Source organism: Streptomyces sp. NBC_01450 (assembly GCF_036227505.1).
Taxonomy (GTDB): domain Bacteria; phylum Actinomycetota; class Actinomycetes; order Streptomycetales; family Streptomycetaceae; genus Streptomyces.
Genome location: NZ_CP109480.1, coordinates 10,499,065 through 10,520,516 on the forward strand (window position 1 = coordinate 10,499,065; position 21,452 = coordinate 10,520,516).

Annotated in this window: 22 protein-coding genes and 3 pseudogenes; 13 read left to right on the plus strand and 12 right to left on the minus strand. The window is 67.3% G+C overall.

The window, feature by feature from the left end:
- Positions 1-56 precede the first annotated feature (56 nt).
- Positions 57-782: an SDR family oxidoreductase gene (locus tag OG568_RS46875; RefSeq protein WP_329536031.1), complete on the minus strand. Its 726-nt coding sequence runs from the start codon at positions 780-782 to the stop codon at positions 57-59.
- A 466-nt stretch (positions 783-1,248) separates the two neighbouring features.
- Between OG568_RS46875 and OG568_RS46880 the strand changes: the two genes are divergently transcribed.
- Positions 1,249-1,620, plus strand: coding sequence for a cupin domain-containing protein (locus OG568_RS46880; protein WP_329536640.1), 372 nt, complete (start codon positions 1,249-1,251; stop codon positions 1,618-1,620).
- A 768-nt stretch (positions 1,621-2,388) separates the two neighbouring features.
- On the opposite strand, the gene OG568_RS46885 is transcribed toward OG568_RS46880, so the two are convergent.
- From OG568_RS46885 to OG568_RS46895, 3 genes and pseudogenes are all read right to left on the minus strand, one after another.
- A complete protein-coding gene (locus tag OG568_RS46885) occupies positions 2,389-2,871 on the minus strand; it encodes a cupin domain-containing protein (protein WP_266419187.1) in 483 nt (160 codons plus the stop codon).
- Positions 2,872-3,338: 467 nt separating this feature from the next.
- Positions 3,339-3,895: pseudogene (locus OG568_RS46890) on the minus strand (SDR family NAD(P)-dependent oxidoreductase).
- 158 nt (positions 3,896-4,053) lie between these two features.
- On the minus strand, positions 4,054-4,527 hold the full coding sequence (locus tag OG568_RS46895; protein WP_329372971.1) for a carboxymuconolactone decarboxylase family protein: 474 nt from the start codon (positions 4,525-4,527) through the stop codon (positions 4,054-4,056).
- Positions 4,528-4,949: 422 nt separating this feature from the next.
- Between OG568_RS46895 and OG568_RS46900 the strand changes: the two genes are divergently transcribed.
- On the plus strand, positions 4,950-5,264 hold the full coding sequence (locus OG568_RS46900; protein ID WP_329536032.1) for an ArsR/SmtB family transcription factor: 315 nt from the start codon (positions 4,950-4,952) through the stop codon (positions 5,262-5,264).
- A gap of 57 nt (positions 5,265-5,321) precedes the next feature.
- Here the strand turns inward: OG568_RS46900 and OG568_RS46905 are convergent, their stop codons facing one another.
- Together OG568_RS46905 and OG568_RS46910 are read right to left on the minus strand one after the other, a co-directional pair.
- Positions 5,322-6,146: a helix-turn-helix transcriptional regulator gene (locus OG568_RS46905; protein ID WP_329536033.1), complete on the minus strand. Its 825-nt coding sequence runs from the start codon at positions 6,144-6,146 to the stop codon at positions 5,322-5,324.
- 97 nt (positions 6,147-6,243) lie between these two features.
- Positions 6,244-7,176, minus strand: coding sequence for an SDR family oxidoreductase (locus OG568_RS46910; RefSeq protein ID WP_329536641.1), 933 nt, complete (start codon positions 7,174-7,176; stop codon positions 6,244-6,246).
- Positions 7,177-7,652: 476 nt separating this feature from the next.
- Here OG568_RS46910 and OG568_RS46915 point away from each other — a divergent pair, with 476 nt between their 5' ends.
- Positions 7,653-8,000, plus strand: coding sequence for an alpha/beta fold hydrolase (locus OG568_RS46915; RefSeq protein WP_329536034.1), 348 nt, complete (start codon positions 7,653-7,655; stop codon positions 7,998-8,000).
- A gap of 212 nt (positions 8,001-8,212) precedes the next feature.
- Here OG568_RS46915 and OG568_RS46920 read toward each other — a convergent pair whose 3' ends face one another.
- A complete protein-coding gene (locus OG568_RS46920; RefSeq protein WP_329536035.1) occupies positions 8,213-8,674 on the minus strand; it encodes an RrF2 family transcriptional regulator in 462 nt (153 codons plus the stop codon).
- A gap of 233 nt (positions 8,675-8,907) precedes the next feature.
- Between OG568_RS46920 and OG568_RS46925 the strand changes: the two genes are divergently transcribed.
- From OG568_RS46925 to OG568_RS46945, 5 genes and pseudogenes are all read left to right on the plus strand, one after another.
- Complete coding sequence (locus OG568_RS46925) at positions 8,908-10,113, plus strand: NAD(P)/FAD-dependent oxidoreductase (protein ID WP_329536036.1); 1,206 nt, start codon at positions 8,908-8,910, stop codon at positions 10,111-10,113.
- 458 nt (positions 10,114-10,571) lie between these two features.
- Positions 10,572-10,703, plus strand: a pseudogene (locus OG568_RS61635) (hypothetical protein); the annotation flags it as partial.
- A gap of 771 nt (positions 10,704-11,474) precedes the next feature.
- The gene (locus OG568_RS46935) at positions 11,475-11,813 is read left to right on the plus strand and encodes a cupin domain-containing protein (protein ID WP_329536038.1); all 339 of its coding nucleotides are present in this window, start codon (positions 11,475-11,477) and stop codon (positions 11,811-11,813) included.
- A gap of 592 nt (positions 11,814-12,405) precedes the next feature.
- Positions 12,406-12,609 carry a cold-shock protein gene (locus OG568_RS46940; RefSeq protein ID WP_266422220.1) on the plus strand — a complete coding sequence of 68 codons (204 nt, stop codon included), beginning with the start codon at positions 12,406-12,408 and terminating at the stop codon, positions 12,607-12,609.
- Positions 12,610-13,176: 567 nt separating this feature from the next.
- The gene (locus tag OG568_RS46945; RefSeq protein ID WP_329536039.1) at positions 13,177-13,518 is read left to right on the plus strand and encodes a hypothetical protein; all 342 of its coding nucleotides are present in this window, start codon (positions 13,177-13,179) and stop codon (positions 13,516-13,518) included.
- A 471-nt stretch (positions 13,519-13,989) separates the two neighbouring features.
- Here the strand turns inward: OG568_RS46945 and OG568_RS46955 are convergent, their stop codons facing one another.
- The 3 genes from OG568_RS46955 to OG568_RS46965 form a co-directional block, all read right to left on the minus strand.
- A complete protein-coding gene (locus tag OG568_RS46955) occupies positions 13,990-14,358 on the minus strand; it encodes a nuclear transport factor 2 family protein (protein ID WP_329536040.1) in 369 nt (122 codons plus the stop codon).
- A 266-nt stretch (positions 14,359-14,624) separates the two neighbouring features.
- A complete protein-coding gene (locus tag OG568_RS46960) occupies positions 14,625-15,038 on the minus strand; it encodes an SRPBCC family protein (protein ID WP_329536041.1) in 414 nt (137 codons plus the stop codon).
- Between the two features lie 29 nt (positions 15,039-15,067).
- Entirely contained in the window at positions 15,068-16,078 is a 1,011-nt protein-coding gene (locus OG568_RS46965; protein ID WP_329536042.1) for an aldo/keto reductase, read from the minus strand.
- Between the two features lie 147 nt (positions 16,079-16,225).
- Between OG568_RS46965 and OG568_RS46970 the strand changes: the two genes are divergently transcribed.
- From OG568_RS46970 to istB, 4 genes and pseudogenes are all read left to right on the plus strand, one after another.
- Positions 16,226-17,125, plus strand: coding sequence for a LysR substrate-binding domain-containing protein (locus tag OG568_RS46970; protein ID WP_329536043.1), 900 nt, complete (start codon positions 16,226-16,228; stop codon positions 17,123-17,125).
- A 129-nt stretch (positions 17,126-17,254) separates the two neighbouring features.
- Positions 17,255-17,365, plus strand: a pseudogene (locus OG568_RS46975) (NADP-dependent oxidoreductase); the annotation flags it as partial.
- A gap of 576 nt (positions 17,366-17,941) precedes the next feature.
- Positions 17,942-19,222 (plus strand): IS21 family transposase, encoded by a 1,281-nt coding sequence (gene istA / locus OG568_RS46980; RefSeq protein ID WP_329533422.1) that lies wholly within the window; start codon positions 17,942-17,944, stop codon positions 19,220-19,222.
- Entirely contained in the window at positions 19,222-20,040 is an 819-nt protein-coding gene (gene istB, locus OG568_RS46985; RefSeq protein ID WP_329533421.1) for an IS21-like element helper ATPase IstB, read from the plus strand. The genes istA and istB overlap by 1 nt, the downstream gene beginning before the upstream one ends.
- Before the next feature lie 24 nt (positions 20,041-20,064).
- On the opposite strand, the gene OG568_RS46990 is transcribed toward istB, so the two are convergent.
- Positions 20,065-20,349: a putative immunity protein gene (locus tag OG568_RS46990; RefSeq protein WP_329536044.1), complete on the minus strand. Its 285-nt coding sequence runs from the start codon at positions 20,347-20,349 to the stop codon at positions 20,065-20,067.
- A 29-nt stretch (positions 20,350-20,378) separates the two neighbouring features.
- Here OG568_RS46990 and OG568_RS46995 point away from each other — a divergent pair, with 29 nt between their 5' ends.
- On the plus strand, positions 20,379-21,122 hold the full coding sequence (locus OG568_RS46995; protein ID WP_329536045.1) for a class I SAM-dependent methyltransferase: 744 nt from the start codon (positions 20,379-20,381) through the stop codon (positions 21,120-21,122).
- 151 nt (positions 21,123-21,273) lie between these two features.
- Here the strand turns inward: OG568_RS46995 and OG568_RS47000 are convergent, their stop codons facing one another.
- Positions 21,274-21,423, minus strand: a complete 150-nt coding sequence (locus OG568_RS47000; protein WP_329536046.1) for a hypothetical protein — start codon at positions 21,421-21,423, stop codon at positions 21,274-21,276.
- Positions 21,424-21,452: the final 29 nt, after the last annotated feature.

The following is a 21,452-nucleotide window of genomic DNA, read 5'->3' on the forward strand; positions in this document are numbered from 1 at the left end:
TCGGCGGCCGCCGGGAAGAGACATACGTGGGGAAGTCGCCGCCACGTCCGCACACGTCAGCGCTGCGCGAGCCACTTGCTGAAGGGCGTGTGAGCGATGTGGAGAAGGGCGCGTTCCTCGAACTCGTCACCGAAGAGCCCGGCGTGCTCGTCGATGACGACGATCCGCGTGTCCCTCCGGGCGGCCAGCACCTTCACCGCGAGGTCATCGAGGCGGTACTCCTCGGGGCCGACCACATCGAGCGTGCCGAACAGCGGCAGTCCCACCGCGACATGCGCGACCGCGGCAGCGATATCCGCTGTCGCTACGGGACGTACCAGAGCCGGCGCGACGTGGAACCCGTCCTGGTGCGTGTCAGCGAGAGCCATGGCGTCAACGGATTCGAAGGACAGCGCGGCACGCACGATCGAATGAGGGATCGGAGAGTGCCGTACCTGGTCCTCCTGCAGCAGTTTCGCGCGGAAGTAACCCGACCGCAGTCGATCTGCTCCCGCCATCGACAGGACCACATGATGCTCGACGCCTGCCGAGGCCGCCGAGGCCAGGAGGTTGGCCGTTGCGGTACTGAAGAACTGCTGAGCGGCTTCCTCCGTTCGCACAGGCGCATCGGTGACGTCCACCACCACCTCAGCGCCGCGCAAGGCCTCGTCGAGACCGTTCCCCGTGATCACATCAACCCCATGGCGGCGTGAAACGGGCACGACCTCCACACCATGGTCACGGAGCCTGGCAACCGTTTCGGAGCCGATCAGCCCCGTGGCTCCTGCGACAACGACTCTCATCTGGGTCCCTTCCCATCGAGGGGTCAGCGACCCCGCTATGTCATCTTGGTGACGGCGAAGTCAGCCACGTGCACTACATACGACAGAGCGCGAACCGCTGTTGTGACACTGAGCGGATCACTGGCACGACACACCCACTGGACGCGGCGGCCTTCGTGCCTGCGCGGCGTTCACCCGCGCGGACAGATCCCCGGCCTACGCTTCGAGCGGAGCACAGAAGGCATCGGCATGTGTCACAGGAGTGCGGTGTGTTCGGTCTTCACCAAGAGGTAGCCGAGTGAGCCGCCTGGAACGCACGGGCGCTATTACGGCCGCGCGAGAGGCGGTACACCACCTTCGCAACCCGGCGGCACATGTCATCTACTTGACAGGGCAACAACTACGGAGGTGGGACACAGTGTCGAGCAAGGACTCAAAAGGCGAGAGCGACAAGCCGCGTTCCGAGACGTGGAAGACCGCAGCGGCCATGCTGCAGGACGTCAAGCCGCCCCACATCCCCGAGGGCGCCTCGGGCATGACCATCCTCGTCGAGTGGCCGCCTGGTGACCCGGGCACTCCTCCGCACCGCCACTCGGGGCCGGCGTTCGGGTACGTGATGGAGGGCGAGGCGCGCTTTGAGCTGGAGGGCGAGCCGGAACGCGTGGTCAAGGCCGGTGAGACGTTCTGGGAGCCGGGCGGTGACGTGATCCACTACCAGGACGGCAATGCCCGAACGGATGCACGGTGCCGGTTCCTCGTGACCATGCTGTGCGCGCCGGGTGCGCCGATGCTCACGCTGGTCGACGAGGAGGAACTGGCGCAGCGGGCCCACTTGCGTGCCTCGCGCCCCGCGGACTGACCGGCGGCTTCTTTGCTCGGGCAGATCGGCTCCTATCGAAGCAGACCCGCTCCGTGGGAGGCTCCGGGTGGAGCGTGTGGATCGACGGTCGCCCGACGTATGACCGGGCCTAGCCGACGCGCGACTCGACGTCACCAGGGCCCAGCACACCCCAAGACCGAACATCCCAAGGACATGTGTGAACGACAGCCCCGACGCCGGTTGGAACGGGTCTCCGACGCCCCGCAGGCAGCTCCGCGCACGCTGCCTCCTGCGAACCTCCGCACCGGTGTGGCTCGCTCTGCTGACTCTGGCAGCGGTAGTGAGCACGGCCGCCTGCGATCGGGCGGGCGGGCAAGCGACGGGCGATCGCGTAGCCGTAGGCCGGGAATGCCGCTCCACACTGGCGCAGGGTCTACAGCTCTCCTGCGGAACATACGGATTCGGGGACCTTCGCTATGTCTGCCGGACCACGGACACCAGCGGCCATCGGTGCCTTCCGACCACGGCCGTGACGGTGCGCAACACAGGGCGCTCCGCCGTCCTGGTGACGGTCGTCAAAGGGCCCAGGCAGGGCATCCGTGAACAGAGCGGAGAACAAACGCTCGCTCCCGGGCAGTCGGCTGTTCTCCGCCCCGGTGCACGAGAGTTCCTCTTCGACATCACCCTGGGCAATACGGGGAGCGCACGGGGAAGCCTGCTGGTGATGAGAGTGCAGTGATGCCTGTGCACAGCGAAGACTGGTCGATCGGTCGCCCCAAATGACGGTCTTGACGCGACTGTTGCCGGTTACTCCACGAAGTACGAGTCGTGCTTGTCGAAGAACTGGGCGCGCTCCTCGTCCGTGGCATCGGCCAGCTGCGAAAGCCCCTCGAAATACTCTTCACGCGGTGCTCCCGGAGTGAAGAGCAGAAGCATGTCGGCCGGCGCGTCGGAGTCGTTACGGAAGGCGTGCAGTCCGCCCTGCGGCACATGCAGGAAGTCGCCCTGTTGCGCGTCGATCCACTGTTCGCCGTTGAAAAGACGAACAGTGCCGTTGAGGATGAAGAAGGACTCCGAGATGGTCTTGTGGAAATGAGTCTTGGGGCCACCCGCCTTCGCGCTCATCTCGACTCGGTAGAGTCCGTATTCGCCTCGCGTGGTGGTTGTGGTCGCCAGGTAGTGAATGGCGTCCTTACCGGCCGTGCCGACATTCGGGGGAGTGTCCGCCGGCCTGAAATTCGCGTTGATCTCGCCTGTGTCTCCCGTGTACACCTGCTTGGGGTACGACATGCGAACCATCCCTTCCGTACTTTGGATGCGCAACGACGCTCTGATGGGGCACGTGCGGACCACGCTCGTGGTGGCAATCGGCCATTCTCGGTGTGCCCGAGACCACGCCCCTCACACAAGAGACCGAGCACCCCCAGCGGGTGTGACATCTCTTCGGCTGGCTGTCGGCGGTAGACCGCCATTGCGATCGGCTACTCCTCAGCGCGGAGTGGTGTGAGATGAGGATCATGCGGATGGCATTTCCTTCCTCCACTCGGCGCTGTCTCAGCGTGAGAGTCCACAAACCAGGCTATCTTCACGACCGAGGCCGCGCTGAAGGCGAACATGGCAATCGGTCAGGATTCAGGCCCCCCGCACCATCACACCGATCGACGCGACACACGACAACGTTGGTGCGGATCATGTCTCTCTCAGCGTCAGCTGCGCCGATGAAGCAGGTGCGCGTGTCGGAGTGGCCGTGCAGCGGCTCAGACGAGCTCAAGTCCCCCGTCAATCGTCAGCACTTGACCGGTGACGTGTGTGCTCAGGGGATCGGCGATACGCAGGATCCATTTCGCGACATCCTTCGGGTTGCCGAGACGGCCCGTCGGGATGCGGTCGCGTTCACCCGCCCCCCTTCCGATGCGAGCTCGAGCGCCCAGCTGCGGGTCAGTTGCTCCATGGCGCTCTTGGTGGCGGCGTAGTGGGCACCTCCAGCCATGGGGCGGTGACCGTAGGTGCTCGAGATGTTGACGATTGAACCCGACGAGTCACGCAGGTGCGGCAGGGCCGCATGGGCGAGCATGCTCGGGGCCGTCACGTTGAGGGCGAACAGTCTGGTGATCACTGCTCGGTCCGTCTCGGCCAGGGGCATCACGGCCGTGGTGCCGGCGTTGTTCACGAGCAGGTCGAGTCGGCCCCACCGCTCGACGGCGGCCGCGACGACTGTGTCCGCAGCGCCCTCCTCGCAGATGTCGAGCGGCGGAATCGCGATGTTGGTGTGCGCGCGAGCCGTCTCCTCCAGGGGGTCCTTGCGGCGTCCCACACCGAGGACGTGTGCCCCTGACTCGGCCAAGGCGATCGAATTGGCTGTGAAGTGGCGAAGTCATGGTCCAGTGGGACCGGTTGACGCAAGTGGTCCGTCTCCCGCCGCAGGTCGGGGTGGCGTGGAGACGGACCGTATGCGTCCGGGATGGCGGCCGGTCAGCCGAACTGGCCGGGCTGGTAGTCCCCGGCGGGCTGCTGGTTGATGACGTTGATGCGGTTGTAGGCGTTGATGACGGCGATGAGGGAGATCAGCGCGACCAGCTGCTCCTCGTCGAAGTGCTTGGCGGCGTTCGCCCAGACCGCGTCCGTGACGCCACCGGCTGCGTCGGCGATGCGGGTGCCCTGTTCGGTCAGTTCCAGTGCGGCGCGCTCGGCCTCGGTGAAGACCGTGGCCTCACGCCAGGCCGCGACCAGGTTGAGGCGCTGCGGGGTCTCGCCCGCGACGGTGGCGTCCTTGGTGTGCATGTCGGTGCAGAAGCCACAGCCGTTGATCTGGCTCGCGCGAATCTTCACGAGCTCCTGGACCAGGGGCGGCAGGGTCGAGTCCGAGACTGCCTTGTTGGCCGAGTTGATGTGCTTCAGCACCTTGCCGGCGAGAGGGTTGCCGAAGTAGTTGAGACGCGATTCCATGGTTTATCTCCTAGCCATGTTGCGGGTACAAAGTACTGACCGGGATGACCGGGCGAACTGTGACAGGGAGCCGTGTGTGACGTGCGTCTCATCCGTCGAGTTGTCGGCGGTCAGGTGAAGGCGACCGGGGTCGCCGACGGCCACCGCTGTGCATGCGCCGACCGTGACGACGTACGCCGGGCGTCATCGTCGAACGTGGCGCTCGCAGGCTTTGCCGGGTCTCGGCACGGGGGTGCGATACACACCGGACCCCGGCGGCCGTCTGCGAGATCCCACTCTCATCTGCAGTACGACATTGTTGTTGAGCCGCAAACAGTGGTGAAGCCGACCATCCCTTCAAGAGTCCGACGTTCGTACGACATCGAACGACCGATGCTCTGCTCGCCATGCCCGCTCCCTCGTCACCACCGTCTCAGGGCGAGATGACCTTGCCGCGCCTGCTGGGCGCACTCAGTGACCCGACGCGGCTCGGTATCGTCCGAGTGTTGTCCGACGGCGCCGAGCGCGGGTGGGGACAGCTGCGCGCCCCTGTGGCCAAGTCCACCCTGAGCCATCACCTCAAGGTGCTGCGGGAGGCGGGCGTCGCGCGGACTCGCCAGGACGGCACTCGCTGCTTCGTGACCCTGCGCCGCGACAGCCTCGATGCGCGCTTCCCCGGACTGTTGCCGGCCCTGCTGTCCGCAGCCATCGCCGAGGACGTCGGCGCACACGTGACGGAAAGCGACGACGAGGAGTGACTGGGCCGTCTCCCCGTCCGCCTTGCGCCGCACCGTACATCGCGGGTTTCGGCTGTACTAGCCACCGAGGACGGACAGGAACTGCAGTCTTGCGTGGCTCTCCGTGCCCGGTACCGCGGTGAACACCAGAAGTCGCTGTGACTGGTCAGGGTCGACCAGCGTTTGGCAGTGCACCTCCAAGATCCCCAGTTCCGGGTGCTGGAAGCGTTTGGGTGCGCAGTAGGGGCCGAGAACCGGGTGTTCACGCCAGAGCGCGGCGAATTCAGGACTTGCCGTCTGCAGTGCGCCGACGAGGTCGGCGGTGCGCGAGTCGCCACCGTCCCGTACGTACGCGCCATAGAGGTCCGCCACCAGCAGGCGGCTCTGTTCGGCGTGGTCGCTCTCGGGACGGATCAGCCGGGAGGTGGGATCGGTGAACCATCGGTAGTGCAGACTGCGGGCCCGTCCGGTGAAAGCAGTCTCGTCACCCAACAGCGCGACCGCCATGCGCGTCTGCTTCAGCGTCTCGCCCAGGTGGTTGACCACCTGAGCGGGAGTGTCTCCGAGCCGGTCGAGGATGCGCATCATCCCCGGGGTGATGTGATCGCCGCGCCGCGCCCTTTGGGGAACGGCGTGGCCGGCGAGGTGAAACAGATGATCCCGTTCCTCAAGGGACAGATGCAGACCGCGGGCGATCGAGGCGAGCATCTGTTCCGAGGGATTGGGCCCCCGCGGTTGTTCGATCCTGCTGTAGTAGTCGACCGACATGTCGCACAGTGCGGCGACTTCCTCTCGACGCAGCCCGCCGGTTCGCCGGCGCCGTCCGCGTGGCAGTCCGACGTCCTCCGGCTGAAGGGCCTCACGCCGTGCTCTGAGGAACGCCGCCAATTCGGTTCTGTCCACTGTTGTTCGTCCTGTTCGTCCTGTCCGTTCAAAGAAGATCTTCCTGACCTTCCTGACCTTCCTGATCTTCCTGAGCTGCCTGATGGCACCGGCTTTCTCAGACGGCTGCGAATGTGACCCCCGTCAGACGCTCGGAGATCCGCCACAGCCGGGCTGCGTCCGCCTCGCTCCGGGCCGACTTGTAGATCGCCAGCTCGGTGGGGCCGCCGGTGAACTGCCCGAGACCGTCAGGGCCATAGAGGAGCCCGCCCTTCGACCGCGGGCTCGTGGCCGCGTACAGGGGCGGAAGCAGACCTGCGTCGACCGAATGCACCAGGACGCCCCAGCGAGCCAGCTGCTTCATGATTGCCTCATAGGGAGCGGGACGGGTGCGGCCGAGGTTGGGCCCGGAGGCGTAGAGATTGGTCAACGTCGTGCCGGGATGAGCGGCGTTGCTGACAACGCCCCATCCACCCACCGTACTGAGGCGATCCAACTCGAGGGCGAACAACAGATTGGCCAACTTGGACAAGTTGTAGGCACGCACCGGCGAGTAGCGTTTCTCGCTCTGCAGGTCGTCCCAGTCGATCCGGCCGCTGCGCGCGGCGCTGCTGGTCAGGGTGGTCACCCGGGCCCGACCGGCCCGCAGCAACGGCATCAGGCGCCCGGTGAGCGCCACATGGCCGAGATAGTTGGTTCCGAACTGCAGCTCGTACCCGTCCGCTGTCGTGTGCCGGGTGGCAGGTGCCATCACTCCCGCATTGTTGATCAGAAGATCGATCGGCCTTCCTTCTGCCTGCAGCGTGTCAGCGAGGCGTTCGATCGATTCCAGTGAAGCCAGGTCGAGGACGCGGGTGGAGACCTGCGCCTTGGGACCGGCGGCCTGGATCCGCTGAAGAGCGGTGGCGCCTTTGGACGCGTTGCGGACCGGCAGAACCACTTCGGCGCCCGCGCGGGCGAGCCGTTCGGTCAGCCCGAGCCCGATTCCGTCGCTCGCCCCGGTCACCACGGCGAGCTTTCCGTGCAGATCGGGTACGGATACTTCTTTCATCGCATGCTCCCTGCGTGCAGTCGTGAACGTTGTCAGGTCACAAGGGTCCGCGCAGGGGATGGCATGATCCATGTGGTGCTCAACCATGGATTGACAGGGCATGGCACAGACGAGGGGCCGTTGCCGCTGGAAGCGGCAGTCCGCCGCAGGGACGGATATGACCCGGTGTGACAAGGTGTTGCTTCACACGGTATGTTCGCCGCGCGCCTCGATACATGGTTGCACAGCTGTGCTGCGGCATCACCGGCATCGGACCGAACGCCGACCACCGCGACGCTGATACGTCGTTGGGCTTCACTTCCGCGTCCACGGACACGCGCGGCTGCAACACCAGGAGCCAGCCCTTTTGTCTCTGCTCGGAGACCTCCTACCGCGAAGGATTGGACCGTGCCGGCAATCTTGATCCACGGCGTCCCTGACACCCATCGTCCACCAAAGAGGAATACGTCGACTGGCTCATCGAACGGCTGGAGTCCGTGTCCTTCGCCAAGGACCTGGTGGCCGGCCTCGACGTCCCTGCTGAGCCGGGCGAGGAGATGGTCAGCCATGTGGATGGACCGATGAAGGACAGCATCCTCAAGCTCTACCGCTCCGCGCTGATGATCGGAGCCGAGTGGGAACCGGCGCCGGCGAACGTGTCCGCGCCGGCCCTGGTGTTCTGGGGCGCGCTCGACCCGGTCTGCCAGGTCGAGTTCGGCGAAAAGCTCGGCCTCGCCGTGCGGGCCTCCCAGGTCATGGGGCTCGACTGCAACCACTGGACGGTGCTGCAGAAGCCGGCCGAGGTCGCCGTGACCCTTGAGGCGCACTGGAACCAGCCCAAGTAGACGTGCGCCGGAACCAGCTCAAGTGGACGCGCACGCTGCGTGCGGCGAGTCGTCCTGGATGTGTATGCCAGGCGCCCTCGGCGACAGCCGGTGCCGCCGGACCGGTGAGACCACAGCTGCGGCAATCACCCTTGGGCCAGTTACCGGCAGTGCGCGCTCGCGGGCTGCCCGCGGTCGCTTCTCGACAGCGGTTGCGGCCTCGTTGCGCGCACTCAGTTCAGCGCAGAGCGCACTACCTGCCGTGTCATCGGGGTGCGGTCCAACTCCGCCCTGATATCGGCAAGACTCTGGGCGGACAGCGCCTGGCGCCACGCCTGTTCCGCCCGACGCATGGCTGCGTTGACGGCACACGCGTCGGTCGGCGGCGGTGACAGCTCGCCGATCTTGCCGCAGCAACGGATCTCGGTGCAGTGAAAGAGCTGCGTACCGCCCTCGATGGCCTCCACCACATCCAGAAGGGTGATGGCCTCAAGGGGCTTGGCCAGACGGAAACCTCCGCGCGGGCCGGGCACCGAGACCACCAGCTCGGCTCGGGCGAGTTGTTGCAGTTGCTTGTTCAAGTATGAGGGCGAGAGGCCGTGAGCCTCGGCGAGCTGGCCGCTGCCCACGGGGCCGCCACCGATCATGTCCAGGTTGAGCAGGGTGTGCAGAGCCCACTCGACCCCTTTAGCCATTCGCATATTACGGACATTACATGTCCAGGACCGAACGGTGTAGCGGGCCCCTGTGTGCGGGCCTCCGCCCCGGACCGCAGGGCGGTGGCGCCGCGAAAATCTTGACACTCAATATCCAGGATATGTAATGTCCAGAATTAGCGATGCGGGCCCCAGTGGGAGGTCACCGCGGTAGGCAGCCCCTGCTCACAGAGCACCGGCTCATCACTTCGGCTTCGAAAACGGAGAAGTTCATGAAAGATGTCCTGATCATCGGCGGCGGATTTGCCGGCGTGTGGAGCGCGGCAGGAGTCGTACGCGCCGCCCGTGAAGCAGGTGGTTCGGGCGACGAACTGCGGGTGACGCTGGTCAGCGGCGGCGATGACCTGGTCATCCGCCCTCGCCTGTACGAGGAGGCCCCGGAGGGGATGCGGGTCGCTCTGGACCGCGTTCTCGGCCCGATCGGTGTACGCCGCATAACGGCGACCGTCACGGGGATCGACACCGAGGCGCACACGGTACGTGCCGTCGGGCGCACCGGTGAGGAACTGGACCTGGCCTACGACAAGCTGGTGTTGGCCACGGGCAGCCAGCTCGTGCGCCCCGACTTCCCCGGCTCGCAGGAAATCTTCGACGTCGACACCCTTCCCGCGGCGGCCGCACTCGACAACCACCTGCGTCGGCTGCCTGAGCAGGCGCCGTCCCAGGGCCGCTACACGGCCGTCGTGGTCGGTGCCGGCTTCACCGGCCTGGAGATCGCCACCGCGCTGGGTGAACGGCTCCAAGCGATCGCCGACCGCCAGGGCGCGGCGGAAGACGTACGGGTCGTTCTCGTCGACCGCTCCGACGTCGTCGGCCCGGAGCTCGGCGACGGTCCGCGCCCTCACGTCCACGCCGCGATTGACGAACTGAAGATCGAACGGCGCCTGGGGCGCACCGTGGCGTCGGCGACCTGGCAGGACGTCACCCTCTCGGACGGTGAAGTGATCCCCGCGGCAACGGTCGTATGGACGGCCGGCATGGCCGCGAGCCCCCTCACAGCCCAGATCCCGGGCGAACGTGATCGGCTGGGACGACTGAGCGTGGACGCGTACCTGCAGGTGATCGGAGTGCCCGACGTCTACGCAGCCGGCGACACCGCACTCGCCCCCGCGGAAGACGGGCACTCCACGTTGCAGTCCTGCCAGCATGCCCTGCCTATGGGCAAGTTCGCTGGTCACAACGTGGCAGCCGAGCTTCTGGGCAACGCCCTGCTGCCCTTCGCTCCCGACCCCTACACCACCTGCCTGGATCTCGGTCCCGCCGGCGCCGTCTTCACGGAAGGCTGGGACCGCAAGATCGCGCTGACTGGACAGGAAGCGAAGACCCTCAAGCAGAACATCAACGCGCTGTGGATCTACCCGCCGACTGACGACCCGGAGCAGTTCCTCGCCCAGGCAGGTCGCTTCTCCAACGGCTGACAGCCGGCCCCGGCCTAGAAGGTCAGCCGACCACGTACCACCGCCTGACACGGCCGAACCGCCCGGCGCGCAGGGGATCTCCGTCCCGTGCGCGCCGGGCTGTCACCTGTAGCGCCGGTCGGTGAACGCGCGTCGCGGCGGGAAGCTACCGCAAGCGCGCGTGTTGATTACCTGGGCCCGGAGGTTCCACGCCGTCCGGGGCCCGATGCCTGCCCCCGGACGCCGGCTCCGAGCCGAGCACGCTCAGCGCGGCATGTTGGAGCGGCTCCTGCGGCAGTACGCCAGCGAGGTCGACTGGTGGCGTCATGGCATCTGGTCGCTGCGGCTGGACCCGCGCACCCCGCGGCGCGAACATGAACCGCGCGCCAACACCCCGGTCCGCAGGGGCGACATCACCCCGCTCTCGCTACGGGAGGGGGCGAAATTCTCCCCTGCATCCCCGGGTCATCGAACAACGCATGCGCCGCCGGCCCGGTCTGGCACACCGCAGTCCGGACGGCACGCAGGGCGGCTTGGACCACGCCAGAGGCCTGGTCCGCGTCGGAGTCACCGACTTCGCCCAGCAGACCCTCGGTGACGTGATCGACGTAGCCCGGCCTGAGCCTGGCGAAACGGTGCAGGCGGGCCAGACCTGTGGCGACATCGAACAGCCGGACCACGGTGAAGAAACCGCTGGCCCGATGCCGGACTCGGTCTCGGTGCCGGAGCTGCTCCGCACGCGGCAGCGATCCGTCGGCGGGCCGCTGCGGCCCGATCAGGTGCTGCTGGGGCGGCGGCGGGTAGTTCTCAGGGATGGCGAAGAAGGCGAAGAAGAGGACGGGTTCCCTCACTGGGCTGGTGCGGCTGATGAAGCAGAAGGTGGTCGATGGCTTACCCGGGCCGGACGGCGTCCGGATCCGGTACGCGGCAGCGGAGGAGGCCGAGGTGGTCACCGTGACGCTGAAGACGGCCGGCGGCGACCTCGAAACCGGCCACCTCGAAGCGCTCGCCCCGGGCGGTGCGGGACGTGGCTGCCGGACGGGCTCGCGGGCGCCGATCTGATCGCCTCGCTCGTTCGGGCAGGGTCGGCCGGAGGCCTGCAGTCGGCGGCGGCCTCTTCGGGAATCCCGACGGAACGTCGAACTCTCCACGCGATCGAGTGAACCCCCACTCATCAGCGCCGCAGGTCAGGAGAGAGGATGCGCCGAACAGAACGAACCGGCGGGAGTCCCGGCAAACGGCAAGGGAACAACCTTCACGCACACCCGTTAGGTGGACATGAGCGTCAAGCCTGGTGGTGGCGCTCCTCGTACGTCACGTTTCCAGCGGGCTCCGGCCAACCCCGGCTCCTTACTCCTCACTGCTCACAGAAGGTCACTGTCATGAAGAACGAGCGGGAATTCTTCTCACCGGACGCCATGCAGTGGCGCACAGGGCCGCAGCCCGGGACCGCCGAGAGGATTCTGAGCAGGGACGAGGCCGATCCGGAGGTGCTGACCCGGTTGGTGCGCTGGGAGCCCGGCCTGGACACCTCGCTCTCCGGTGTGATCCGGCACGAGTGGGTCGAGGAGGTCTATCTACTCGAAGGCGACCTGCATGACCTGACCCTGGATCAGACCTTCTGCGCCGGAGACTTCGCCGCCCGGCCCCCGGGCATGGAACACGGCCCGTACCGGACAACCGGAGGGTGCGTGATGTTGGAGATCCGCTACCGGCCATAGAGCGTGTGCCGGGTTCTGGTCTTCAGCGGAGGCTACGGAGCCAGCTGATCGCGCCGCCTAGGTGAGGTCCGGCGAGGTAGCTGGTCGGGGGCTTGTCTCAGTGGGTAGCGAGTTCGCGCCACTCCTTGATCTTCACGACGGTCGTCTGCCGGTCTGGGGTCGCAGCCCGTCTTACGACCGGGCCGGGCGGTGCGGGACAGCGGTGTGGCGGGCCGAAAGCCAGGTCTGCCTGCAGTACTTCTGGGGCTGGCTGGTCGGCCGCACCGCATTAGGGGACGGCGGCGGATGGTCTGTCGGTGGTGTGGGTGGGGAAGCGCGCCTGACGACGGCTGAAACGGCCCGGGCGCCGGGAGGGCGAGTGCGGTGGATCGGCGCGCTGATCGATGCCGTCCGGTGCACGCTCTCTGGCCGAGATCTTGGACGTTACTCTCTGGTGGCGGCTGGCTTTGCCGTGTAGCGTCGCTGACAGATGTCGTGGTTCGCATGATCTGCCCGCGCTCCGGCGTGGGCGTTTTGCTGTGCAGTGCCGGACCAGGACGATCACCTCCGGGTCCGCGCGGTGCGGACCCGATCGCGACTGAAAGGCACCGGCATGGCCAGCGGAACCGTCAAGTGGTTCAACGCCGAAAAGGGTTTCGGCTTCATCGCGCAGGAAGGCGGCGGCCCGGACGTCTTCGCGCACTACTCCAACATCAACGCCTCCGGCTTCCGTGAGTTGCAGGAAGGTCAGGCCGTGACCTTCGACGTGACGCAGGGCCAGAAGGGCCCGCAGGCGGAGAACATCACGCCTGTCTGACCTCGACCTCGCGGCGAGGGATGTCACTAGGGGCCCCGGAGCACGTGCTCCGGGGCCCCTAGGACCTGTCCGGCCGGTCATGCCGCAGACGCGGGGTCTCTCGCCGACCGGCCCGAGCCGAGGCGCCGACTCTCGTACCAACTCTCGTACCAACCGATGGACGAGCGGCAGGCCTTGTCCCGCACCGCCGCTCCGCTCCGAGTCGATCACCTAGAGGACCACGCCCTTCGCCTCGTCATCTGCGGCGAGTGCGGATGGCACCTGGACTCCGTCGGCTCGTAAGGTGCGTTCGCTCTCGGCACAGCCACCGGTACTCAGCGCTGGGGCCCACTGCTCCCCACCCCCCTTTGGAGCCCTCCACACCACGCCCGCGATTGATGGCAACACGCTGTACGTCGGCTGCCGGGACAGGCACCTGTGGGCGGTCGACGCGGAGAACGGCCGGGTGCGGGGCGGGACGCTGGGCGAGTACAGGACAAAGCGAACTGTAGTGGGAGCCCCGGAACCGGACAGTGGCGGCCGGGCGTCAGGACACACGGCACACAACGACAAGGGGAGTGGACGAACATGGTGCACATACGTCGGCGGCTGCGTACAGGCACGGTTGTCCTCAGCGGCGTGGCATTGCTCGCCGTGGCCCTCGCGGGTTGCTCCTCCTCGGGATCGTCCAAACGCTGCGTCGACCGCGGCAGCTACAGCTCCGCCAAGGGATACAAGGTCGTCGAGAACAAGAACTGCTCGTCCGTGAAGGCCGCCGTCGACGGCGCCTGGTACTACGGCGGCACGGAGAAGAAGCACTGGGTCAGCGGCGGCTCCTTCACCAAGCCCGCCAAGACGTCCGGCACTTCGCACAGCGGCAAGAAGTCCAAGAAGAGCAAGAGCAGGAGCAAGGCCAAGACCAGGCACTGACCCGGCGCCCGGACCATCGGACGCCGAACACGGCCCGCAGTCGGTCCAGCCCCCCGTCCAGGTCCTCCTTCCGCCTCGTCGCACTCGTCCACCTGCCGGACGGCCGCCAAGCACGTTCAGTTGCGCGACGCCCTCATACGGACCGTCTTCGGCCCCCGCCTCCATGAAATGCGTGAGGTGATGGCCGACGTCCAAGTACTCCACCATCTTCGCTTCGTCCGGTTCGCCGGAGGATCGCACCTGAGCATTCAGCGGTCTCACCATCGCCCGCGACCTCACCCGCTGTCACCACGGCACGCTCACCCTCACGGGCCGGGCACCTGGCGCATGTTTTCTGCTGCGCCTGCCCCAGGCGCCCGCCCAGCCCAGGCGGGGAACAGTGTGCGCTCCGCGGTGCGAACGGCAGGGCCGTCATGGACGTCAAGCTGGGCAAGGCCTCTGACGGCGTTGCCCGTTCGGGGGCCTCGTTGGTCAGTCGCCGGTGATCAGGGTGTACCGGACGGTCTGCGCCTGGATGAGGCCGTCCCGGAAGACGAAGGTGTCGACGCCGTCCTCCACACGCGCCGTGGGGCTGGTGGCCGACCACTCCAGGAAGAGGACCTCGTCGGCGAAACGCGGCGTCAACTGCCAGTCGGCGTCGGGTAGATCGGCCAGCAGGGCACCGATGCCTTCCTTGGCGCCTTCCCTCCCTCGCAGGATGCCCCGGGGGGTGATGAAGACCGCGTCGCCTGCGTAGTTGGCACTGATGCTGTCCAGATCTCCCGTGCCGAGTCGGCGCCCATGGTCGGCGAAGACCTCTTCGGGGGTGCGGGGGCCGGCCGGGGTAGGGGGCTTGGTCATGTCGTTGTCCTTCGTTGTATTGCTGGTGTTTCGGCAGCTATGGGCGTCGCAGGTCTCCGCCGCGGGCATCTCTGGTCAGGCTCCCTGAGCGCGTTCCACACAACGCGGCGCCACAGGTGGGCCGGGCCCGTTCGCCAGGAGGGCCGGCGACGGAACAGACGACCTCGCCTGCGATGGTCGGGTGCGGACCCTGCCTGGTCAGCCAGGCAAGCGGAGTCGGCGCCATGCGCAACCGGACGGCGCCACCGAGCATCCCGTGTCCGTGTTCACGCGTCGAGTGTCTTCTTCAGTGCGGCCAGCCCCTCGGTGTAGATGCCGTGGAACAGGGTGATCGCTTCTTCCTCGCTCGTCCCTGCCGGCGTGAAGGTGCCGGCCCACTCCACACGGCTCTCCTCGCCGGACACTTCGTGCACGGTGAGGGTGGAGCGGTAGCCGGTGACGGGGAACGGGGCCTGGAGAATGGAGTAGCTGTACGTGCGCGCCTGGTTGTCGAACTCTTCGAGGCGTTCGACGATGACGCCGCCTTCGTCGTTCTTGAGGCTGCGGACGCGGCCGCCCTCGCTGAGCGTGCTCACGGGAATATAGGGCAGCCAGTCAGGCAGGGAGTCGAAGCCGCCGATGAGCTGCCAGACGCGCGCGGCGGGTACGGGGAGGTCGATGGTCGCGGTCGTAGTTGCCATGGTCGTCTCCTGAACAGGTGAGGTAGAGGTCAGGCGCTGGGTACGGGGGCGTCCTGAGCGATCAGTCCCTCCGTGCGCAGAGCCGTCCAGAAGGCCGCCGGGACCTTCTCGCCGAGTGCGGCGACGTCCTCTACGATGCGGCTCGGCCGGGAGGCGCCGGGGATGGCCGTGGCGACCGCGGGGTGGGCGAGGGAGAACTGCAGCGCCGCCGCCTTGATGCCGACGCCGTGCTGCCCTGCGAGTGCCTTGATGCGCTCCACCTTGGCGATCACCGGGGCGGGGGCCTTCTGGTACTCGAAGTGCTGCCCGCCGGCCAGGACGCCGGAGCTGTACGGTCCGCCGACGACGATGTCGACGTTCTGGGCCTTCGCGGCCGGCAGCAGCCGCTGCAGGGCGCGCTCGTGGTCGAGCAGCGTGTAGCGGCCGGCCAGGAGGAACGCGTCCGGCTTCGGCTCGTCGAGGTCCAGCGTCAGCTCCAGGGGCTCGACCCGGTTGACCCCAAGGCCCCAGGCCCTGATCACGCCGTCGTCGCGCAGCTTCTGCAGCACCCGGAATGCCCCGGTACGCGCGGTTTCGTATGCGGCGAGCCACTCGTCACCGTAGAAGTCCTGCGCGACGTCGTGCACCCACACGATGTCGAGGCGGTCTGTCTTCAGTCGCTTGAGGCTGTCCTCGATGGAGCGCAGCGTGGCGTCGGCCGAGTAGTCGTTGACCATCTTGTTGGGGCGTCCGTGTTCGAACAGTCCGCCCTTCTCGCCCAGGTCGCGGGCGGAGGGATCCTCGATCTCGTCGAGGATGACGCGGCCGACCTTCGTGCTCAGGACGAATTCGTCGCGGGGGCGGCCGGCCAGCGCTTCACCGAGCCGGATCTCGGAAAGACCCGCGCCGTAGAAGGGCGCGGTGTCGAAGTAGCGGATGCCATTGTCCCAGGCGGCGTCCACGGTGGCCGCGGCCTCCTCGTCGGGTATTGCCCGGAACATGTTCCCCAGCGGTGCGGTGCCGAAGCCCAGGTCGCCGGGCAGGAAGGACTTGATGGCCATGGTGTAGATCCTTGCTGTACGAGATGTGACGGATGTTCTTTCCATGCAGTTTGCGCAATCCGTCGGTCTGACACGTTCGAGGCTAGGATCTAGACTTGAGACTGTCCAAGACTTACTTGGACACACTTGAGTCCTTAGAGGTCTAACATGCTTGACCTGCGGCAACTCCGCTACTTCGTCGCCGTCGCCGAGACCGAACACGTCGGCCAGGCCGCCGAGCGGCTGCACATCTCCCAGTCACCGCTGAGCCGGCAGATCGCGCAACTCGAGCAGAACCTGGGCCTCACCCTGTTCGAACGCGGCCAGCAAAGGATCCGGCTCACCCGGGACGGCCAGGTCTTCCTGGCCGAAGCCCGCGCGCTACTGCGGCACGCGGATCGTCTGGAGAACCTGGGCCGTCGGCTGGGCCGCGGAGAAGAGGGCGGCCTGTGCATCGGCTACGTCTCAGATGCCATGCACACCGGCATCCTGCCCGGCGCACTACGCGCTCTGCACAACGAACGCCCCGGCATACACATCGCTCTGTACAATCTTCCGCCCACCGAGCAGTTCGAAGGCCTGCGGCAGCGCAGCCTCGACATCGCGCTCGTCCATGAACCTCCGACCGCGGATGACCCTGACCTGCTTGCCGCGCCCCTGCTGGAGGACCCGCTGCTCCTCGCTCTGCCCGCAGGGCATCCACTCGTCGACCAGGAAAAGGTGACTCCCGCGGACCTCGACGGTCAGCCGTGGATCGCGGTCGAGAATGCCCAGGACCCGGCCTGGCGGGACACATTCGTCGCCACCTGTACGGCAGCCGGCTTCACGCCCGACATCCGCCTCGACGCCGCCGAGCCGCTGACCGCGCTCGGCCTGGTCGCCTCCGGGCTCGGACTCGCACTCGTGCAGAAGAGCATGGTGCGCGCCACCACTGAGGATGTCGCGGTGCGTGAGCTTCCCTGGCACGACACCTGCATCCAACTGTGGGCCGCATGGCACCGGGTGGACCTGCGGCCCCTGGTGACATCGTTCCGCGCCACGGTCCTGAGTACGAGCAGCACCGTCTAGCCCAACGTCCAGCCCTCCACTCCCTCATGGAGGTCGACTTCCCGCTTCTCCCGGGCTGGGACGCGGCCGGGGCCGACGAGAGCATGGGCTTCGACATGGACCAATTCCGCCCGGCCGACGAGCACAACCCATGCCTCCTTACGGAGCCTGGGCGCCGAGCCGGTGGCGTACGGGCCCGGACTCGCCCATCGCGTAAGGGAGTTGGCGCCGGACGGGGTGGATGCGGCGCTGGACTGCGCGGACATCGACGCCGTCGACATTCCACCGTTCGGTCCTCGCGCCCGGGACGGGCCCGAACCCCTGCGCGTGCGCACCTGGACGTGCACGCACTGATCGCCCTCAGGTGCGGAGAGCGGCGTCGAGATCGCGAATGAACTCGCCCACACGCCCGCCTCCGGGAGGTGCGGCGGGCAGACGTCCGAGCACCGCGGTGACCGCTGTCGGCGCGTGCTGACGCGCCCATGCAAGGGTCCCCGCAGTGACACTCCGATCTTCCGCGACTGCCAGCTCCTCTGCTCGTGCCGCATGCGCTGCCGCACCGAGAATGTGTTTCACCTGATGAGCGCTGGCCCTGGGATGAAGGTACGCGGCGGCGGCCGCATGGCTCGCCGCTTGTGCCGCGTCGACCGCAGCGGGTGTAGCGGCCTCTTGTGCCGCTCTGTACGCCGCCCACGCGCTCTGCCGCAGAGCACCCGTGCGCCGGCCGCCACCGGTGTCGGCGACGGGTGAATCGTGACCCTCTGACGGCGGATCAAAACTGACCCACTTCGTGGTCTTCTGACCAACCTGATCTTGATCGAAGGTCAGGAGAAGAGGGTGATTTCCGTGGAGGACTGGGCAGAGATCCGCAGGCTGCACCGGGCCGAGCAGATGCCGATCCGGGCGATCGCCCGGCAGCTGGGCATCTCGAAGAACACCGTGAAGCGGGCCCTGGCCACCAACCGGCCACCGCTCTACTCCCGGCCGGCGAAGGGTTCGGCGGTCGACACGGTCGAGCCGCAGATCCGGGAGCTTTTGAAGCAGACTCCGACGATGCCCGCGACGGTGATCGCCGAGCGGATCGGCTGGGACCGTGGCATGACCGTCCTCAAGGAACGCGTACGCGAGCTGCGGCCCGCCTATCTGCCCGTCGATCCGGTCTCACGCACCACCTATCAGCCCGGCGAGCTGGCCCAGTGCGACCTGTGGTTCCCACCCGTCGACATCCCGCTCGGATACGGGCAGTCCGGCCGTCCTCCAGTGCTCGTGATGGTCTCGGGATACTCGCGGATCATCGCCGCACGGATGCTGCCCACCCGCACCACCGGCGACCTGATCGACGGCCACTGGAAGCTGCTGACCGGCTGGAACGCGGTCCCGCGGATGCTGGTCTGGGACAACGAGGCCGGCATCGGCCGCGGCAAGGTGACCGGCGACTTCGCCGCATTCGCGGGCCTGCTCGCCACCCGGATCTACCTCTGCCGGCCCCGTGATCCAGAAGCGAAAGGGCTGGTGGAGCGGGCCAACGGTTACCTGGAGACGAGCTTCCTGCCGGGCCGCACCTTCACCGGGCCCGACGACTTCACCACCCAGCTGACCGCCTGGCTGGCCATCGCCAACCGGCGCCAGCACCGCACCCTGGGCGCCCGCCCCGTCGACCGGTGGGAAGCCGACCGGGCCCAGATGCTCACGCTGCCGCCGGTCGACCCGCCGCGCTGGTGGCGTTTCGCCACCCGCATCGGCCGCGACCACTACATCCGCGTCGACACCTGCGACTACTCCGTGCACCCCCTGGCCATCGGCAAGAAAGTCCAGGTCCGCACCGACACCGACGAGGTCGTCGTGACCCTCGCCCCCGGCGGGGCGGAAGTCGCCCGCCATCCACGGTGCTGGGCCAAGCAGCAGACCATCACCGACCCGGTCCATGCCCGCGCCGCCGCCGTTCTGCGCGGCGACTACCGCCACCACCAAGCCTCCCAGGCCCAGGCCGCCCGCCGGCACAACGCCGCCACCGCCAGTGATCTCGTCGAGGTCGAACAACGCCAACTCGACTCCTATGACCGCATGTTCACCCTCATCGAGGGCGGCGGCCAAGCCGATGATCCGGAGGTCTCCTGATGCCCACCACCAAGACCGCCGCCGCGGCGGCGGGGCCCAGGACCGGCCGTCAGACCGCCGCCGACCTGTCCTTCCTGGCCCGGGCGATGAAGGCCCCGGCCCTGCTGGACGCCGCCGAACGCCTGGCCGAACGCGCCCTGAAGGAGACCTGGACCCACACCGAGTTCCTCGTCGCCTGCCTCCAGCGGGAGGTCTCCGCCCGCGAGTCCCACGGCGGCGAGGCCCGCATCCGCACCGCCCGCTTCCCCGCGATCAAGACGATCGAGGAACTCGACATCACCCATCTGCGCGGCATAACGCGCCAACAGCTCGCCCATCTGGGCACGTTGGACTTCATCGCCGCGAAGGACAACGCTGTTTTTCTGGGACCGCCGGGAACCGGGAAGACACACCTGGCGATCGGACTCGCGGTCCGCGCCTGCCAGGCCGGCCACCGGGTCGCGTTCGCCACCGCCGCCGAATGGGTCGACCGCCTGGCCGCCGCCCACCACGCCGGACACCTCCAGACCGAGCTCACCAAACTGTCCCGCTATCCGCTGATCGTGGTCGACGAGGTCGGCTACATCCCCTTCGAAGCCGAGGCCGCGAACCTGTTCTTCCAGCTGGTCTCGAACCGATACGAGAGAGCGAGTGTGATCGTCACGAGCAACAAACCCTTCGGACGCTGGGGCGAGGTCTTCGGCGACGAGACCGTGGCCGCCGCCATGATCGACCGCCTCGTCCACCACGCCGAGGTCCACTCCCTCAAAGGCGACTCCTACCGCATGCGAGGACGCCAACTCGGACGCGTCCCCACCGCCACACACGACACCGACTGAACACCGGCAACCAGACCCGGTGGGTCAGAACTCGACCGCCCACACCGGGTCAGGATTCAGCCGCCGCCGACAACCGGCGAAGGCGTCTGCTGCGTCGATGGCGTCGCGCGGGCGGGTGTCAGTGGGAAGACTCTGTTCGAAGATCGACAGCGCCCTGCGCGCGCAATCAGCCGCGTAGCCCGCGATCTCACGAAGTTCGTGTTCGCGCAGCTCAATCTTGTCTGATTCGGTTGGCACGGCTCCATCTTGCCGCAGGCCGCCAACCGAGGCGGAGACGCCCTCATGGCCGCGTACAAATTCGCTGGACATCGCGTAGGCCGGCGGCGAGCGTTGACGGAATGCAGCAGGAGAAGATCTGGGACGCCGATGCCGCCCGGCGCTATGACACGCCCGGCTCAGGCATGTTCGCACCCGAGGTATTGGAACCGACCGTGGACCGTCTCGCCCGGCTCGCAGGGGACGGAGCAGCGCTTGAGTTCGCTGTCGGGACCGGCCGGGTAGCCGTTCCGCTCGCCGGGCGAGGAGTCTCTGTCACCGGCATAGAGTTGTCGCTCCCGATGGTGGAGCAACTGCGAACCAAGGCAGATGAAGCAGCGATCCCGGTGATCATCGGTGACATGGCGACCACCGTCGCCCCCGGCAAGTACACCCTTGTCTACCTCGTCTACAACACGATCTCCAACCTGCTCACCCAAGACGAGCAGGTCCAGTGCTTCCGCAACGCTGCCCGCCACCTCGTGCCTGGTGGTCGGTTCGTGATCGAGCTCTGGGTACCCGAGTTGCGCAAGCTCCCGCCGGGTCAAACGGCAACCGTCTGGGAGTCCGAACCCGGCTACATCGGTTTGGACACCTACGACGTTCTGCGCCAGCACGTGGTGTCGCACCACTTCCGCTTCGATGACAGCGAGCAGGCGCGGTTGTTCCGCAGCCCGCATCGGTACATCTGGCCGGCCGAACTCGACCTCATGGCCCAGCTGGCCGGATTCGACCTGGAGACCAGGCATGCGGACTGGGACGGCGCCGCATTCACCGCCGAGTCGCGTTCTCACGTCTCCGTCTACCGAATCCCGCCAGGGCAGTAGCTCCGCCATGGCCGCCTCGCCATCAGCGTCGGCCTCGGCCATACCGCTCCGCTGTACGTCGGCGCCGGCATCGTCCTGATCGGTCTTGTCGTGATGTCGGTTGCCGCGCGTCGATCGGGCCGGTCAGAGTCCGACACCACGGACCGCCGCCCTATGGCCTGACCGGGACGTCGGCGAATCGCTTGTGCGGTTCGGCGGCACCGCGGTCGCTGTGGACGACGTGGACGAGCGCCAGATTGTGCACCTGGGACGCGTTCGTCGTCAGCAGCAGTCCGGCCGGCCAGCCCGCGGCGGTCCGCACCAGAAGACCGTCGTGTCCCAGGTCAGGTG

Excerpts from the sequence above, each read along its gene's own strand:
- OG568_RS46940 (WP_266422220.1), top strand. The coding sequence starts at position 12,406 with ATGGCCAGCGGAACCGTCAAGTGGTTCAACGCCGAAAAGGGTTTCGGC.
- OG568_RS46955 (WP_329536040.1), bottom strand. The coding sequence starts at position 14,358 with ATGACCAAGCCCCCTACCCCGGCCGGCCCCCGCACCCCCGAAGAGGTC.
- OG568_RS46925 (WP_329536036.1), top strand. The coding sequence starts at position 8,908 with ATGAAAGATGTCCTGATCATCGGCGGCGGATTTGCCGGCGTGTGGAGC.
- OG568_RS46910 (WP_329536641.1), bottom strand. The coding sequence starts at position 7,176 with ATGAAAGAAGTATCCGTACCCGATCTGCACGGAAAGCTCGCCGTGGTG.
- OG568_RS46990 (WP_329536044.1), bottom strand. The coding sequence starts at position 20,349 with ATGTCCAGCGAATTTGTACGCGGCCATGAGGGCGTCTCCGCCTCGGTT.
- OG568_RS46960 (WP_329536041.1), bottom strand. The coding sequence starts at position 15,038 with ATGGCAACTACGACCGCGACCATCGACCTCCCCGTACCCGCCGCGCGC.
- OG568_RS46995 (WP_329536045.1), top strand. The coding sequence starts at position 20,379 with ATGCAGCAGGAGAAGATCTGGGACGCCGATGCCGCCCGGCGCTATGAC.
- OG568_RS46885 (WP_266419187.1), bottom strand. The coding sequence starts at position 2,871 with ATGTCGTACCCCAAGCAGGTGTACACGGGAGACACAGGCGAGATCAAC.
- OG568_RS46920 (WP_329536035.1), bottom strand. The coding sequence starts at position 8,674 with ATGGCTAAAGGGGTCGAGTGGGCTCTGCACACCCTGCTCAACCTGGAC.
- OG568_RS46945 (WP_329536039.1), top strand. The coding sequence starts at position 13,177 with ATGGTGCACATACGTCGGCGGCTGCGTACAGGCACGGTTGTCCTCAGC.
- OG568_RS46970 (WP_329536043.1), top strand. The coding sequence starts at position 16,226 with ATGCTTGACCTGCGGCAACTCCGCTACTTCGTCGCCGTCGCCGAGACC.
- OG568_RS46965 (WP_329536042.1), bottom strand. The coding sequence starts at position 16,078 with ATGGCCATCAAGTCCTTCCTGCCCGGCGACCTGGGCTTCGGCACCGCA.
- OG568_RS46875 (WP_329536031.1), bottom strand. The coding sequence starts at position 782 with ATGAGAGTCGTTGTCGCAGGAGCCACGGGGCTGATCGGCTCCGAAACG.
- OG568_RS46895 (WP_329372971.1), bottom strand. The coding sequence starts at position 4,527 with ATGGAATCGCGTCTCAACTACTTCGGCAACCCTCTCGCCGGCAAGGTG.
- OG568_RS46935 (WP_329536038.1), top strand. The coding sequence starts at position 11,475 with ATGAAGAACGAGCGGGAATTCTTCTCACCGGACGCCATGCAGTGGCGC.
- OG568_RS46900 (WP_329536032.1), top strand. The coding sequence starts at position 4,950 with ATGACCTTGCCGCGCCTGCTGGGCGCACTCAGTGACCCGACGCGGCTC.
- OG568_RS46880 (WP_329536640.1), top strand. The coding sequence starts at position 1,249 with ATGCTGCAGGACGTCAAGCCGCCCCACATCCCCGAGGGCGCCTCGGGC.
- istB (WP_329533421.1), top strand. The coding sequence starts at position 19,222 with ATGCCCACCACCAAGACCGCCGCCGCGGCGGCGGGGCCCAGGACCGGC.